At 58.5% G+C, this 15,383-nt stretch carries 19 protein-coding genes; 8 read left to right on the top strand and 11 right to left on the bottom strand.

The genetic code is table 11. The features are described from left to right. Positions 1–190, top strand: a 190-nt coding sequence (locus GS614_RS22000; RefSeq protein ID WP_216597966.1) for a hypothetical protein, incomplete at its 5' end; no start/stop codon positions are given. Here GS614_RS22000 and GS614_RS19080 read toward each other — a convergent pair. Further along, the gene (locus GS614_RS19080; protein ID WP_171229118.1) at positions 171–761 is read right to left on the bottom strand and encodes a hypothetical protein; all 591 of its coding nucleotides are present in this window, start codon (positions 759–761) and stop codon (positions 171–173) included. The two genes, GS614_RS22000 and GS614_RS19080, sit on opposite strands and share 20 nt — an antisense overlap. Positions 762–857: 96 nt before the next feature. Further along, on the bottom strand, positions 858–3,206 hold the full coding sequence (gene parC / locus GS614_RS19085) for a DNA topoisomerase IV subunit A (protein WP_171727086.1): 2,349 nt from the start codon (positions 3,204–3,206) through the stop codon (positions 858–860). A 203-nt stretch (positions 3,207–3,409) separates the two neighbouring features. On the opposite strand from parC, the gene GS614_RS19090 reads away from it, so the two are divergent. From GS614_RS19090 to GS614_RS19115, 6 genes are all read left to right on the top strand, one after another. Beyond that, the gene (locus GS614_RS19090) at positions 3,410–4,039 is read left to right on the top strand and encodes an SH3 domain-containing protein (RefSeq protein WP_253285455.1); all 630 of its coding nucleotides are present in this window, start codon (positions 3,410–3,412) and stop codon (positions 4,037–4,039) included. 69 nt (positions 4,040–4,108) lie between these two features. Further along, the gene (locus tag GS614_RS19095) at positions 4,109–4,936 is read left to right on the top strand and encodes an SDR family NAD(P)-dependent oxidoreductase (RefSeq protein ID WP_171727087.1); all 828 of its coding nucleotides are present in this window, start codon (positions 4,109–4,111) and stop codon (positions 4,934–4,936) included. A 77-nt stretch (positions 4,937–5,013) separates the two neighbouring features. Then, a complete protein-coding gene (locus GS614_RS19100; RefSeq protein WP_171727088.1) occupies positions 5,014–5,217 on the top strand; it encodes a twin transmembrane helix small protein in 204 nt (67 codons plus the stop codon). Continuing rightward, positions 5,218–5,790 (top strand): cob(I)yrinic acid a,c-diamide adenosyltransferase, encoded by a 573-nt coding sequence (locus tag GS614_RS19105; RefSeq protein ID WP_170344859.1) that lies wholly within the window; start codon positions 5,218–5,220, stop codon positions 5,788–5,790. Between the two features lie 191 nt (positions 5,791–5,981). Further along, a complete protein-coding gene (locus GS614_RS19110; RefSeq protein WP_152457108.1) occupies positions 5,982–6,740 on the top strand; it encodes an electron transfer flavoprotein subunit beta/FixA family protein in 759 nt (252 codons plus the stop codon). Further along, complete coding sequence (locus GS614_RS19115; protein ID WP_171329992.1) at positions 6,740–7,669, top strand: electron transfer flavoprotein subunit alpha/FixB family protein; 930 nt, start codon at positions 6,740–6,742, stop codon at positions 7,667–7,669. The genes GS614_RS19110 and GS614_RS19115 overlap by 1 nt, the downstream gene beginning before the upstream one ends. A 50-nt stretch (positions 7,670–7,719) precedes the next feature. Here GS614_RS19115 and GS614_RS19120 read toward each other — a convergent pair whose 3' ends face one another. Then, positions 7,720–8,523 carry a DUF6473 family protein gene (locus tag GS614_RS19120; RefSeq protein WP_253285456.1) on the bottom strand — a complete coding sequence of 268 codons (804 nt, stop codon included), beginning with the start codon at positions 8,521–8,523 and terminating at the stop codon, positions 7,720–7,722. A 163-nt stretch (positions 8,524–8,686) separates the two neighbouring features. Here GS614_RS19120 and GS614_RS19125 point away from each other — a divergent pair, with 163 nt between their 5' ends. Continuing rightward, the gene (locus tag GS614_RS19125; RefSeq protein ID WP_171727089.1) at positions 8,687–9,562 is read left to right on the top strand and encodes a 3-hydroxybutyryl-CoA dehydrogenase; all 876 of its coding nucleotides are present in this window, start codon (positions 8,687–8,689) and stop codon (positions 9,560–9,562) included. A gap of 73 nt (positions 9,563–9,635) precedes the next feature. Here the strand turns inward: GS614_RS19125 and GS614_RS19130 are convergent, their stop codons facing one another. Genes GS614_RS19130 through GS614_RS19165 form a run of 8 tightly spaced genes read right to left on the bottom strand, consistent with a single transcriptional unit; the run spans position 9,636 to position 15,346 of the window. Beyond that, positions 9,636–10,535 (bottom strand): lysophospholipid acyltransferase family protein, encoded by a 900-nt coding sequence (locus tag GS614_RS19130; protein WP_171120236.1) that lies wholly within the window; start codon positions 10,533–10,535, stop codon positions 9,636–9,638. Positions 10,536–10,574: 39 nt separating this feature from the next. Further along, positions 10,575–10,844, bottom strand: coding sequence for an HPr family phosphocarrier protein (locus tag GS614_RS19135; RefSeq protein ID WP_152457104.1), 270 nt, complete (start codon positions 10,842–10,844; stop codon positions 10,575–10,577). A gap of 16 nt (positions 10,845–10,860) precedes the next feature. After that, on the bottom strand, positions 10,861–11,253 hold the full coding sequence (locus tag GS614_RS19140) for a PTS sugar transporter subunit IIA (RefSeq protein WP_152457103.1): 393 nt from the start codon (positions 11,251–11,253) through the stop codon (positions 10,861–10,863). Then, positions 11,250–12,131, bottom strand: a complete 882-nt coding sequence (rapZ, locus tag GS614_RS19145) for an RNase adapter RapZ (RefSeq protein WP_171727135.1) — start codon at positions 12,129–12,131, stop codon at positions 11,250–11,252. The genes GS614_RS19140 and rapZ overlap by 4 nt, the downstream gene beginning before the upstream one ends. Further along, positions 12,128–12,583, bottom strand: coding sequence for an HPr kinase/phosphorylase (locus GS614_RS19150; RefSeq protein WP_253285458.1), 456 nt, complete (start codon positions 12,581–12,583; stop codon positions 12,128–12,130). The genes rapZ and GS614_RS19150 overlap by 4 nt, the downstream gene beginning before the upstream one ends. A gap of 19 nt (positions 12,584–12,602) precedes the next feature. Beyond that, positions 12,603–14,294 (bottom strand): sensor histidine kinase, encoded by a 1,692-nt coding sequence (locus GS614_RS19155; protein WP_170345114.1) that lies wholly within the window; start codon positions 14,292–14,294, stop codon positions 12,603–12,605. A 59-nt stretch (positions 14,295–14,353) separates the two neighbouring features. Then, entirely contained in the window at positions 14,354–15,058 is a 705-nt protein-coding gene (locus GS614_RS19160) for a response regulator transcription factor (RefSeq protein WP_171169148.1), read from the bottom strand. A gap of 21 nt (positions 15,059–15,079) precedes the next feature. Next, positions 15,080–15,346 carry a hypothetical protein gene (locus GS614_RS19165; protein ID WP_152457098.1) on the bottom strand — a complete coding sequence of 89 codons (267 nt, stop codon included), beginning with the start codon at positions 15,344–15,346 and terminating at the stop codon, positions 15,080–15,082. Positions 15,347–15,383 lie beyond the last annotated feature (37 nt).

Raw genomic sequence — 15,383 nt, forward strand, 5'->3', positions numbered from 1 at the left:
CAATCGTGCCGATGTTGACGTGCGGTTTTGTACGCTCAAACTTTTCCTTTGCCATTCCTCAGGCGCCCTTTTGCGATTTGGGGGACCCTTGGTCCCGTGGTTACATCTGCGCGCGCGAGATATTTGGTTCAAAGGGGAAAATCAAGCACATCCTGAGGGAAATGCGCCGATCACGTTGGATTTTGCGTGACCTCGACGGATTCCAGAGGCTGGATCAGGTCCGGCCGCCGGTCGAACCAGCCATTTTCCTTGTGCTCTTCAGCCAGCCATTCCTCGACACGGTCGGCTATTTTGAGGGCCAGACCGCTCATCTGTTCTTCTTTTGTGCGCTCATGCCCCGATCCTTTGAGGGCACTTCCGCCGGTGGTGTCTTCCAGCACCTGGAATTGCTTACCCTTGGCCAGAAACTCTTTTTTCTTCACGTCATAGACGTTGACCAACACAATCGCAGTGCTTTTGGGGTTGTAGATCACAGGGATCCCCGGCGGGGCCAGCATGTAACCCTCAAGGCTGATGCCAAGGTCATATTCCTGTTTGCCTTCGTAACGCCCCAGACGAATATCAACCGCGTTCTGGATCGCCTTCGTCCATTCGTCAGGTGTGGCGTCCCGCGATACAGGTCCCTGAACGGCCTTGTCCGCAAAGGCATAATTCACACGAAGCTTGAATTCTCCTAGGGATTCAGGCGGCTCATACACCTGTGTCTGTGTGCAAGCGGCCATCAGGGCCAGTCCGGTGATCAGCGTCAGAATGCGCAACATGTCTCGTCTCGATAGGCCTGTTTTTTGTTGATCTAGCGCACCGATACGGGTTGTGCAAAGCCGTATCGGCGGAAATTCACCCGCGAAGCAGCGCGATCACGAAAACTTATAGTCGCGCGGGAAGCCATAGGGCGGTTTTTTCCCGACACTGGCTCGTTTTGCCAGCCATTGCGTCATATCCGCCTCATGTCGGGTCTTGTCGCCGCCCATGGACCATTTCAGGCCTTCTTCCCAGTTGAAGGTCGTTACATCCGACAATCCGCCATCCAGCTCGAGCGTTCCCTGCCGGCCGCGTGCCATATTGTACTTTTGCAAACGCACGCCTTTTCCGCGCGTCATCTCAGGCAGCTCTTGGGTTGGGAAAACCAGGAACTTGCCGTTTTGTGACACCACGGCGACGTGGTCTCCGTCAACCGGCTTGCAGATCATCGCGGTCTCGTCACCCTTGACGTTCAGCACCTGTTTGCCGTTGCGCGTCTGCGCCAGCACGTCATCCTCGGGCACCATAAAGCCGTTGCCCGCATCCGAGGCCACCAGCAGCTTGCGCCCCGGCTTGTGGATCAGAATGTCGATGATCTGCGCCTCGTTCGGCAGATCCACCATCAGGCGCAAAGGCTCGCCCATGCCGCGCCCGCCGGGCAGGTTGGCTGCGCTGACGGTATAGAATCGGCCATTCGAGGCAAAGACCAGCAACCGGTCGGTCGTTTCCGCGTGGAAGATGAAACGCGGGCCGTCGCCGTCCTTGAACTTCAACTCGCGCTTCAGGTCGATATGGCCGGTCATGGCGCGAATCCAGCCCATCTGCGAGCAGACGACCGTAATCGGTTCCTTGTCGATCATCGCCTCAAGCGGCACTTCCTCGACCTGCCCCGCCTCGGCAAATCTGGTGCGGCGTGCACCGCCTTCGTAGTCTTTGCCAAAGGTCTTCTTGGTTTCTTTCAATTGCTCGGCAATCTTGGCCCATTGCAGGGCGGGATCGGCCAGCAGATCTTCGAGATTGGCGCGCTCTTCCATCAGCGCGTCACGTTCGCGAACCAGCTCCATCTCTTCCAGACGACGCAAGGAGCGCAGGCGCATATTGAGGATGGCGTCGACCTGAACTTCTGACAGCTCGCCCTCGCCCGGCTTGGGTGTGACGTAGTCAGATTCATCGGTGGCGCGAACGTGGTCGATGCCCCAGTCCTCGCGCATCAGCGCGGCCTTGGGGTCGTCGTCATAACGGATGATGTCGATTACACGGTCGAGGTTCAGGAAGGCGACGATAAAGCCTTCGAGCACTTCCAACCGGTGGTCGATCTTGGCCATGCGGTGACGCGAGCGGCGCAGCAGCACCTCTTGCCGGTGATCGAGGAAGGCGCGCAACACTTCCTTCATCGAACAGACCTTGGGTGTCACCCCATCGATCAATACGTTCATGTTCAGGCTGAACCGCACCTCGAGGTCCGAGTTGCGGTATAACATGCCCATCAGCACCTCGGGGTCCACGTTTTTCGAACGCGGTTCAAGGATCAGACGGATATCGTCGGCGGATTCGTCGCGCACATCTGCGAGGATCGGGATTTTCTTGGTCTGGATCAGTTCCGCGATCTTTTCGATCAGCTTGGATTTCTGAACCTGATAGGGAATCTCGGTGACCACGATCTGCCACTGGCCGCGCCCCAGATCCTCGACCTCGAACTTGCAGCGCAGCCGGAACGAGCCGCGCCCGGTGCGATAAGCCTGCGCGATGTTCTCGGGCGGTTCGACGATCACGCCACCGGTCGGAAAATCCGGGCCGGGGACATATTTCAGCAACGTGTCGTCCCGCGCGTCCGGTGTTTTGATCAGGTGCAGGCAGGCGTCACAAAGCTCCGAGATGTTGTGCGGCGGGATGTTCGTGGCCATGCCGACGGCGATACCGCTGGCGCCGTTGGCCAAAAGATTCGGAAACTGCGCAGGCAGCACCACCGGTTCAGTCAGCGTGCCATCATAGTTGTCGCGGAAATCCACGGCGTCTTCGTTCAGACCTTCCAGCAGCGCCTCGGCCACGATGGTCATCCGCGCCTCGGTATAGCGCGAGGCCGCCGGATTGTCGCCGTCGATATTCCCGAAATTCCCCTGCCCGTCGACCAGCGGGTAACGCACGTTGAAGTCCTGCGCCAGGCGCGCCATTGCGTCGTAAATCGCGGCGTCGCCATGCGGGTGGTAATTGCCCATCACGTCGCCGGAAATCTTGGCGGACTTGCGAAAACCTCCGGTTGCACTGAGTCGCAGCTCTCTCATCGCATAGAGGATTCGCCGGTGCACCGGCTTCAATCCGTCCCGCGCGTCCGGCAGGGCGCGGTGCATGATGGTGGACAGCGCATAGGTCAGGTAACGCTCGCCTATCGCGCGGCGCAGCGGTTCTGCCACCTCACCCCCGTGGTCGGGGGCCTCCATGTTGGGGTCGTCGATCGTATCGTTCATATATGATGTGATACGACGCAAGGACGCCTTGGTAAAGCAAGCAACGCGTATTTTACTGGGGACAAGTCGGGCTTTTTGCAACAGGGGGAGGCAAGTCGGTGTTTTCCCCGAATTTTCGACTCTGCCCTTCTATTATGCTACCATTCCAACAATTGAATGATTGCTGCCTATTTTGTTGTTACGATTGAATTGGGGGATGCGCCATGACGCGCCTTGTACTTGTTACCTTCGCCGCACTCGGCTGGACTTTTTACGTGATGAGCGGAGGTCCCGACTTTGAGCCGCGCGGGGTCCGCAGCACAGAGCCCGAGCGTGTTGCCAATGCCCCGAGACCTTCAAAGCCAGCTATCGAACCCGCGCCCGCGGAAACGTTGGTCGCGCGTGCTGCGGTGAAGCCCTCGGTGCCGGTCGCACCGGTCACTGAACCCGTCGCCGAGCTGGATGAAGCAGAAACCAAAGCGCTGTTGTCGCAAGTTGCGGCTGGCCTGAAGGCAAACCCCTCGTTGTTCGCTGACGAAAACGTCACTCTGACCCTTGCGTCGCTGGAACAGGGTCTGGCCTCTCTCGAGCAGGTCACCACCGACGCCGAGCTGCCAACGGTTGAACTGCCCGCGCCTGTCGAGGCCGCCAAGGATATCCGCGAAATATCGGGAACCCGCGTGAACCTGCGCGATGGACCGGGGACGATCTATCCGATCATCGGCAAGGCCAGGATCGGTCAGCAGGTTGAAGTCTTTGGGGATTCAGGTACCGGCTGGTTGCGCCTGCGCGTGTTGCCGGGGCAACAGGTTGGGTGGATTTCGGCATCACTCGTCCGGAAAACAACGAACTGACATCGAAGTGTCATTGCCCTGCCGCAAACCCCGCCATAGCTATGGGCGGGGATCAGGCTCGGAAGGCATATGCAGAAATCGATTCTTATCACGGGATGCTCGTCAGGCATCGGTCTGGACGCGGCACACGGCATGCGTGCAAGAGGCTGGCGCGTTTTTGCATCCTGCCGCCAGCAACGCGACTGTGATCGCCTACGCGCACAAGGCTTTGAAAGCCCCAGAATCGACTACACCGATACAGACAGCATCACGTCGGGTTTGTCTTATGTTCTTGAGGCTACAGGCGGCTCGCTGGATGCCCTGTTCAACAATGGCGCACATGGCCTGCCCGGCGCGGTAGAGGATGTTCCGACGGATGGCCTGCGCCATATATTTGAGACCAATGTCTTTGGCTGGCACGAGCTGACCCGACAGGTCATTCCCGTCATGCGGGAACAGGGTCATGGCCGGATCGTGCAGTGTTCCTCGGTTCTGGGTCTTGTCGCCTTCCCGTGGCGCGGCGCATATGTCGCCACGAAATACGCGATCGAAGGGCTGACCGACACGCTGCGGCTGGAGCTTCGGGATACCGACATCCACGTCTCCCTGATCGAGCCCGGCCCCATCACCTCGAAACTCCGGGAAAAGGCGATCCCCATGTTCGAGAAATACATCGACTGGGAAAACTCGGCCATTCGGGAAAAGTATGAAGGATCACTGCTGAAGCGCCTCTACGAAAACAGTGGGCCGGACCGATTTGAATTGCCCGCCTCTGCCGTCACGGACAAGCTGGCCCATGCGGTCGAGGCCCGACGCCCCAGACCACGTTACTATGTGACCACTCCGACATACATCGCCGGAATCCTGCGCCGGATTCTGCCAACAAACGCCACTGATCGAATCCTTTCGGATATCTGAGACGATATTTCCCGTTCGCTTTTCGACCTCCGGACGCTAGATGGGTGGTAATCGAAAAAACCGGACGGTGACTTCAAATGGACCTTGTAATGGTCATTCTTCTTCTGGCCATGGCGGCAGTTGTCGTCGTGCTGGCCTTGGGCATCGCGAATTTCGGCAAAGGCGGCATGGAGGCGGCGAAGAGAAGCAACAAGATGATGCGCCTGCGCATTCTCTTTCAGTTCATCGCCGTGTTGCTGATCGTGCTTTTCGTGTATCTGCGCGGACAGGGAGTTCAATAAATGGTCGTACTCAACAAAATCTACACGCGCACCGGCGATGACGGGAAAACCGCCCTGGGCAACGGAGAGCGCGTGGCAAAATATTCGGGCCGCGTCGCAGCCTATGGCACAGTGGACGAACTGAACGCTTTTGTCGGCGTGGCACGAACCGAGGCCGAAGGCGATGTCGAAATCGCGCTGTCGCGCATTCAGAATGACCTGTTCGATCTGGGGGCCGACCTCTGCCGACCCGACATGGAAAAAGATGCCGAGGCCGACTATCCCCCCCTGCGCATCGTGTCCGCCCAGATCGACCGGCTGGAAGCCGAGATCGACGCAATGAACGAGGCGCTGGAACCTCTGCGCAGCTTCATCCTGCCCGGTGGCTCGCGTCTGGCTGCACATCTGCATGTGTGCCGCACCGTTTCGCGCCGGGCCGAACGGCTTGCGGTCGAACTGACGAATATGGAGCCCGTCAACGACGTGGCGGTCAAATACCTCAACCGTCTCAGCGATTGGTTCTTTGTTGCAGCACGCTGCGCAAACGCAAACGGCAAAGACGACGTGTTGTGGGTTCCGGGCGCGAACCGCTGATCGCTAAATACAGAGTCGCGGGTAATATTCTTTCGCCTCTTGGCAAAAAAATTGCAAAACGCGACGTCCCGACGCCATGACGTGACGATTTTGCTCTGTTGTGCCACTGCGGCAGGCGCTATCTAGTCGGTCGAGAGCATTGGTGGAGTCGCCTGCGCGGCTTACCGTTTTTTTGAGGAGAAAGCGCTACAATGAAGGTACTGGTGCCTGTCAAACGCGTGATTGACTACAATGTGAAGGTCCGCGTGAAAGCGGACGGTAGCGGTGTTGATCTCGCCAATGTCAAAATGTCGATGAACCCGTTCGACGAAATTGCAGTAGAGGAAGCGATCCGCCTGAAAGAAGCCGGCAAGGCCGACGAAGTCGTTGCTGTTTCGATCGGCGTAAAGCAGGCGCAGGAAACCTTGCGCACCGCGCTGGCCATGGGTGCCGACCGCGCAATCCTGGTTGTGGCGGCTGACGATGTACACACCGATATCGAGCCTCTGGCCGTTGCCAAGATCCTGGCCAAAGTGGTCGAGGAAGAGCAGCCTGGCATTGTTCTGGCAGGTAAGCAGGCGATCGACAACGACATGAACGCCACCGGCCAGATGCTGTCGGCGCTGCTGGGTTGGTCCCAGGGCACCTTTGCGTCCGAGCTGGACATCGAAGGTGACACCGCCAAGGTCACCCGCGAGGTCGATGGCGGGTTGCAGACCATCAGCGTCAAGATGCCGGCCATCATTACCGTGGACCTGCGCCTGAACGAGCCGCGCTATGCCTCGCTGCCCAACATCATGAAGGCGAAGAAAAAGCCGCTGGATGAAAAAACCGCCGCCGATTATGGCGTCGACGTCACCCCGCGTCTGGAAATCGTCAAGACCGAAGAGCCGCCGGCACGCGCGGCAGGCATCATCGTGGGCTCGGTTGACGAGCTGGTCGAGAAACTCAAAGAAGCGGGGGCTGTGTAATGGCTGTACTTCTGCTTGCCGAAGTGAACAACGGCGAACTTGCGATGGATGCGACCGCAAAGGCCGTGACCGCCGCGAAAGTGCTGGGTGACGTAACCGTTCTGGCCGCAGGCGGGTCTGCCGCTGCTGCCGGTGAGGCCGCAGCCAAGATCGACGGTGTCTCCAAGGTGCTGGTCGCCGAAGACCCGTCGCTGGGCCACCGCCTGGCGGAATCGACCGCAGCCCTGATCGTGGGCCTGGCCGATGGCTACGAGCACATCGTGGCACCGGCCACCACCGACGCCAAGAACGTGATGCCCCGCGTTGCAGCCCTGCTGGACGTGATGGTGATCTCGGATGCCTCCGGCGTGGTTGACGGCTCGACCTTCGAGCGTCCTATCTATGCGGGCAACGCGATCCAGACCGTGAAATCGAACGACGCCAAGAAGGTCGTCACCATCCGGACCGCCAGCTTTGACGCCGCCGGCGAAGGCGGCTCGGCCGCGGTTGAGACCGTGTCGGTCGGCGAAAACCCCGGCCTGTCCGAATGGGTCGAGGACAAGGTGGCGGAAAGCGACCGTCCAGAGCTGACCTCGGCTGGCGTCGTTGTTTCGGGCGGCCGCGGTGTCGGCTCAGAAGAGGACTTCAAACTGATCGAAACGCTGGCCGACAAGCTGGGTGCGGCGGTTGGTGCGTCGCGTGCGGCCGTTGACTCGGGCTATGCACCGAACGACTGGCAGGTGGGTCAGACCGGCAAGGTTGTTGCCCCGGATCTGTATGTCGCCGTCGGTATTTCGGGCGCGATCCAGCACCTGGCCGGCATGAAGGACTCGAAGGTCATCGTGGCGATCAACAAAGACGAAGAGGCGCCGATCTTTCAGGTCGCCGATTTCGGCCTGGTCGCAGACCTTTTCCAGGCCGTGCCGGAACTGACCGACAAGCTCGGCTGAACCGGATATCCGGATTGATCTGCAAAGGCCCGCCAACAGGCGGGCCTTTTTCAGTTCAGGTTCCGCAAGGCGATCAGCAGGTGTTCAGCAATTTCTCGGTGCGCGGACGGGCCGATCATATGTTCCGCAATTGGCTGCTGAAGCGTCCCGAACATAACATCTTCGAGAGAATCTGATCGAGCGGATACAGGCACCGAAACTTCGACGACATCAGCGCATAGCGGGCGCAGTTGTTCGATCAAGTCGGCATCGGGCACGATATGGTCGACATGCGATCCGGTTTGCCGCTGCACAAGCAGCCAAAGCAGAACCACGCCGGGTTCGATCCGTTCTATCAAGTCCCCGGTGGCGCGTATCCAGACCTCTCGCAGTTCCTGCGCTACGACTTCGAAACGGGCGTCTTTTGTTGCGCTCAGGTGCTCCAACAAATGGCGCACAAAATGGATTTCCGTGAAGTCAACATCCGGGTACAGCCTCAGCAAGTCCGCGGTGGGTTCTAGGAACCGATCGTTGCGACGCGGGTGTACGCGGTAAAACCGGTTCGATTGGCGCAGAAGATCGGGCACCTGCAACACGCATAGGTCTGACTGATTGACCAGATTCAGCACCCCCGGATCAGTGGACAACGCTTCGACTCCGCAAAACAGGCTGCCGAAGTTGACGCATGGCTTTCCCAATCGCTTCTCAAGCACGGCAGGAAACGGGTAATCGACGAATCTGCCGAAAGTTTCCTCTCCTCCCAGACTGGCCACATAGGGCTGATCCAACGTGCCGGGTGGACCCCGGAACCAAAGTTTCGAATTGGCATACTGGCAGGTGGACTCCCTACCGCTGTTTGTCTGATGAAAGCTCATATTAAGCCCCCCGTTTTCTCACCCGGTGCCATCTTGTGGTCATAGATATTGAGATTTTCCTAATGCGCGCATTTGAAGCGAAATTGACCGCCTTGATCCTCTTGCCGCCTGCCCCGGTCTGCCGATACTGTCGCGGTATCCTACAGGGCAAAGGCAGCTGAACATGGAAGTTAAATCGGTCGGGGTGATTGGCGCGGGGCAAATGGGCAACGGCATTGCCCATGTTATGGCGTTGGCGGGATACGACGTCTTGCTGAACGATGTCAGCCAGGATGCAATGGACAACGCCATTGCCACGATCGAAGGCAACCTGGCGCGGCAGGCGTCGCGTGGCAAAATCACCGACGAGGCGATGAAGGCTGCGCTAAAACGGATTACGACCACTCTTGAGCTGCCGAAACTGGGTCAAACCGATCTGGTTATCGAGGCGGCAACCGAGCGGGAAACGATCAAGCAGGCGATTTTCGAGGACCTCCAACCGCACCTGCTGCCGCATACGATTCTGACGTCAAATACATCCTCGATTTCCATCACCCGCCTGGCAAGCCGCACGGATCGGCCCGAACGGTTCATGGGTTTTCATTTCATGAACCCTGTCCCTGTTATGCAGCTGGTGGAATTGATCCGCGGCATCGCCACGGATGAAGAAACTTTCAACGCCTGCAAAGCGGTGGTGGATCGGTTGGGCAAAACGGCGGCCAGCGCCGAGGACTTCCCGGCCTTTATCGTGAACCGGATCCTGATGCCCATGATCAACGAGGCGGTCTACACACTCTATGAAGGTGTGGGGAACGTTCAATCCATCGACCAGTCAATGAAACTTGGGGCGAATCATCCCATGGGCCCGCTGGAATTGGCGGACTTCATCGGGTTGGATACCTGTCTGGCGATCATGAACGTGCTGCATGACGGGTTGGCCGATACCAAATATCGTCCCTGCCCTCTCCTGACGAAATATGTCGAGGCCGGGTGGCTGGGGCGCAAGACCGAGCGCGGTTTTTATGATTACCGAGGCGAAGCTCCGGTGCCGACACGCTGAGGGGGCCGGCCCCCTCGCCCGGACTTTGTCCGGGCTCACCCCCGGGATATTTTTGGCCAGATGAAGACGCGGATCAGGTCTGTTCCGACTTGCCCAGAGACATGGTGTGATTTCTGAGCCAGGCCATGAAACCGCGCGGATCGCGCTCCAGCAACTCCATATCGTGGTCCGAAATCGGTTCGCCGATCACCGGCGACTGGGGTTTGTTGCAGGATCGGACGATCTCATGCAGCAACAATCCCTGCCGTAGAATTGCAGAGACACGGTTGGCGATCTGATACCAGCGTGAATTGCAGCCCGGAAAGAAAATCGGCACCACGCGCGCGCCCGAACGGCGGATCATCTTGGCGGTGAACACGTTCCATTCCCGCTCGATCGCAGGCCCGAACCAATCATCCGAGGACATCACAACACCGGATGGGAACAGCGCCACAACGCCGCCGTTTTTGAGATGCTCCATGGCTTTGCCGCGCATTTCCAGCATCTTGGCCTGCGCCTCGGGGTCATGTGGGAACGGAACCGGGATCATGAATGACGTGGCCGCTTCGTCCAGACCCGTCAGAACCGAACGGGTCAGGATGCGGTAATCGCTGCGTACCCGGCCGATCAGTTCCGCCAGAATCATGCCATCGACCATACCGTGCGGGTGGTTGGCGACGACAACGACCGGGCCGGTCTTGGGAATGCGGTCAATCTGCTCCTGCGGTGTGGTCAGGTCGATTCCCATAGTCTTGAGGGCACCGCCCCAGAACCGCTGGCCGCGATAGTATTCGTTCTTTTTTTCGAACTTGTTGACCATGCGCAAAATGGTCAGCTTGCCTGTGCACCATTCGATGGCCCGAATGGCGGTCGCTGTCCAGGCATCGTCGAATGAATTCGCATAGGTCAGCGTTCTACGGTCGTAGATCTCACCCTGATCTGTGGTCCCATCCACCACCGGGTTTGTCTTGGTCTCGTGCGTCGTTTCCGCCAATTCCTGGTCTTCCCGTTCTTCCTGTCCCGGCGGGGTGGCTTAAAACCCCTCTCCGAACTTGTCGTTCACAAGCGTTTCCAGAGCTTCTGCCAATGCCTCAGCATCCGGCCCGGACGTCTCGACGTCAATAGTTGTTCCGCGCGATGCTGCCAACATCAAAAGGCCCATGATGCTGTCGCCTGATGCAGAAAGTCCGTCTTTTGACACCTCAGCATGTGCATCGAACCCCTCTACAACCTCAACCAGCTTTGCCGAGGCGCGTGCATGCAGGCCCTTTTCATTGATAATTTTCAGGCTTCGGCTCGTCATATTCAATAATCCGTTTTTAATCCAATGTCACATTCTGCGCATTGATGTACTTCCGTCCAGCCTCCATTGCCTGACGGACGGCATCACCAATGGGCAAGTGGCGACTTTTGGCCAATTTGATCAGCATCGGCAGGTTTGCCCCATACAGAATACGCCGGTCCTGAGGCGCGCAGGCACGCAGACTGAGATTCGAGGGGCTTCCGCCAAAGAGGTCGGTGACAACAACGACACCATCGCCGGTGTCCACTTCGTCAGCGGCACGGCAGATTTCGGCCTGTTTTTCGTCCCGGTCATGGTCAGCCTCGATCGCGACCGCCACGAGGCTGGCCTGTGGTCCGACCACGTGTTGTGTGGCGGCCAAGTATTCCTGAGCCAACCCACCATGTGCAACGATCACAATTCCGATCAATCCGACCTCACATTCAACGACCGACGTTCCATCTCGCGATGCCTAATTGCCACCTGCTGCCCATCTTCCGCAAGGGCCTTTGCAACGGCCTCTGCCAGGGCAACTGATCTGTGCTGGCCCCCTGTGCACCCAAACGCCACGGAAAGATGCGCTTTGCCCTCGGCCCGAAACGCCGGCAGCAATAGGGTCAGCAAGTCCAGCACACGTTCAAAAAACGGTAAGTAGTTAGCGTCTGATTGCACATAGTGCGCAACGTCAGGGTTTCGACCATCCGCTGCGCGAAATTCCGGGCGCCAGTACGGATTCGCCAGAAACCTGCAATCGAACACCATGTCCAATCCACGCGGAAGGCCACGTTTGTAAGAAAAGGATTCGATGGAAACCGCCAGATGCCGCCCGCCTTGCGGGGCGAACCAGTTCTCGACCTCTTCCCGCAGCTGATGAACGTTCAGAAGGCTGGTGTCGATCAGCGTATCCGCAATCTCTCGTATCGGCGCCAGCAGCTCTTTTTCACGCTGAACGCCGGTTTCCGGGCTGGCATTCTTGGCGACGGGATGCCGCCTTCGGGTTTCTGAAAACCTGCGCACCAGAACATCATCCGTGCAATCCAGATACAGAACCGTCAGATCGACCTGCGCCAACCGGCCCAGCTTTTCAGCCAGTTCTATGAAACCAATCGTCGAGAAATCGCGATTGCGGGCATCTATACCCAAAGCCATCGGACGGTCGCTGTCCGCGCTGTCGAGTAAGCGCAGCAAAAGCCCCATCGGCAGGTTGTCGATGGCTTCAAAGCCCAGATCTTCCAGCACATGAATGGCCGTGGATCTTCCTGCCCCGGAGGGCCCGGTGACAAGTACGATCCGCCTTTGCGATGTCATGTGTTCGGCCATTCCGGGTTTACGCGCCCATTTCCTAGAAGCTGCATCATCGCTACAGCCAAGTTGGGCACGCCCGCACCCCGAAGCAAGGGAACAGTTTGCCTCAGCACGGAAACAGTCAAAGGGTCGGGCAGACGCTGAGGCTCTGGCTGATCCAAATCCACCACGTAATCCAGCGGGACAGGCCCCCCAGGTTCGGCTTTGATCAAGCCAATCTGGCGCGCCTCGATCAAACCGCGTATCTGCGAAACTGCCGAGGCGATCACCCGGTTCTGCTGCATCTCCAAATTGACGCGGTCATCGGCGACCAGTTCCGCACCGAACGCCATCATTTGCAACGCCAGTCCGGACTTCCCTGTGCCGGACGCACCGATGATCAAAAGTCCGCGTCCGGCAACCGATACGCAGGAGGCATGAACACAGGCGCTGTCCTGATCTTTCGCGAGTGACAACGAATCAATATGCATGGACTTAGACGGGCAACCCCACGACAAAGCGGGCACCCAGAGGATCCGACGTGATATCGGCCTCGGTCGGGCGGATGTTTTCAGCCCAGATCACTCCGCCATGGGCTTCGACAATCTGCTTCGAGATCGCCAGCCCCAGGCCCGAGTTATTGCCGAAATGTTCCGCCGGACGCTGCGAGTAGAAACGCTTGAACACTTTGGTAAGCGCCTGTTCGGGAATTCCAGGGCCGGTGTCTTCAACAACGACCAACACACGGTTGTCCCGCTGTCTGACCCAGACGCGAATGGCGTCGTTTTCTTCGCAGAAGGAAATCGCGTTGGTGATCAGGTTGACGAAGACCTGCGCCAGACGCGCTTCCAGCCCGTTGATCACAATCGGCTCAGAGGGCAGATCCGTAATGTAATCGATGCCCTTGGAGCGCGCATCCTCGCCCAGATACTGGCCGAGATTGCCCAGCAGCTTGAGCAGGTCAAAGGGCTGCTCTTCTTCCTTGACCAGTTCCGCATCCAGACGCGACGCATTTGATATGTCGCTGACCAGCCGATCCAGACGCCGTACGTCATGCTCGATCACGTCCAGCAGCTTGTCGCGCTGATCCTCGCGCTTGACCATCCGCAGCGTTCCCACGGCGGATTGCAGGCTGGCCAGCGGGTTTTTGATTTCATGGGCGACATCGGCGGCAAACTGTTCGTTTGCGTCGATTCGGTTGTACAGCGCGGTCACCATACCCCGCAAAGCGCGACTGAGGCGTCCGATCTCATCAGGACGGGCGCTGAGGTCGGGAATGCGGATGCGCCCGGGATTGACACCCGTGCCCCTGTCTTTGCCCATCTCTGCCGCGGATGCCAGATCGGCCAGCGGGTTGGCAATGGTCGAGGCCAAAACAAGGCTGAGGCCCACGGAAACCAGCAGCGCCACCACGAACATCTGAAGAATGCGCTCCTGCTCGCGGCGGGCAAGCGCGTCGATTTCACCGGCCGGGCCGGTAATGGCCACTGCTCCGGCGGGAACATCCGCATAAAGGATCGGTGCCGCAGCCACGATGACCGTCTCACCCGCGCTGTCCTGTACCGCCTGTACCTGGCTGTTACCGGCAATCGCTTGCGGAATGATGGTCTGAACACGCTGCGCCAACGTCGGTGCCTCGGTTTCAGTTGACCAGTTGAGCAGGTTCGACAAACCTGTCCAGACGGCATTCAGCGTGTCGCTGATCACCGTGCTGCCGGTCTGCATCTCGGCCTCGGATTGCAGAAGAACCGGCATGTCGGAGGCTTGCGGGGCACCACGTGTCCAGCCGATCAACGTGCCGCTGGCGTCATATACAAAAACCTCGCCCCCTTCGGGCAGGGTTAGGCCAGACAAGGTATCCTTGACGTCCAGGTTCCCGGCATTCTGCCCGGATTGCTGTGCGCCCTGACGCAGCTGGGTTTCAAACACGTTGCTGACAAGCTGCGCATCGCCCAGCAGATTGCGGGCGGTCTGCTGAACCTTTTCTTTTCGCGAGTCGTCCAGATACAGCAACCCAGTGACCAGAATCACCAGAGCGATCAAGTTGAACGTGATGATTTTGCGCGCCAGAGGTGAACCACGCAGCGAAAACAGGTTTCTCCGCGATCGCTTTTCCCTCAGCTCCGCTGACTCGGGGTCCTGAGGAATGACCCAGTCATCCCCTAGAACGACGTCACCGTCGCGCATTTCGCTGGCTTGTTCGGTGTCGCGCACGAGACCCCATTACCTCTTGCAGGCGGCCGCGCCTATTCTTCGTTGTACCGGTAACCGATACCATACAAGGTCTCAATCGCCGAGAACTCGGGGTCAGCCGCGCGCATTTTTTTCCGCAAGCGCTTGATGTGGCTGTCGATCGTGCGGTCATCCACATAGACCTGATCATCATAGGCGACATCCATCAACTGGTCGCGGCTTTTGACGAATCCCGGACGTTGGGCCAGGGCCTGAAGCAGCAGGAACTCGGTCACGGTCAGGGACACATCATTGCCTTTCCAGCTGACCGCATGGCGCAGCGGATCCATTCTCAGGTCGCCGCGTTCCATGACTTTGGTGTCATTGCTGTTGGATGCGACCGCATCGCCGCTTGTCGCCTCTTGGCGGCGCAGCAAGGCCCGAATGCGTTCGACCAGCAAACGCTGCGAAAAAGGCTTCTTTACATAGTCATCCGCGCCCATGCGCAGGCCCAGTACCTCGTCGATCTCATCGTCTTTCGAGGTCAGGAAGATCACCGGCATCTGCGTCTTCTGACGCAGCCGTTGCAACAGATCCATGCCGTCCATCCGCGGCATCTTAATATCCAGAACAGCCATGTCCGGCAGTTTCTTGTTGAACGCATCCAACGCGGCCTGGCCATCATTATATGTTTCAACCTCGAAACCTTCGGCTTCGAGGGTCATGGATACAGACGTAAGAATGTTTCTATCGTCATCCACAAGTGCAATCTTTGACATCGGGCTCACCCCTATTCCTGCTCACTCGCGCAATAATTCGCTTATTTGTAAGGCATTGTTGGCGGTTTTAAGACGCCGAATCAATCCGTAACTGCGAATCATGCCTTTGTTGCGGCAGGTCTGCGGCAAATTTGCCTTGATGCCCGCAAAAATCTGCCCGCTTTTCCGACATTGAATTTCTGATGGCGCTAAACCCGAACTTGGTTGCGCTAACTGCGTCAAACCCGCCTGTTCATGCCATGAACGACCGTGATAAGACGCGCTCAGCCGCCGGTTTTCCCGGCTCACTGCCCCAAAGGCGCAACGGCCAACGACCTTCGCGCCG

It is taken from the genome of Ruegeria sp. HKCCD6604 (assembly GCF_013110635.1).
Taxonomy (GTDB): Bacteria; Pseudomonadota; Alphaproteobacteria; order Rhodobacterales; family Rhodobacteraceae; genus Ruegeria.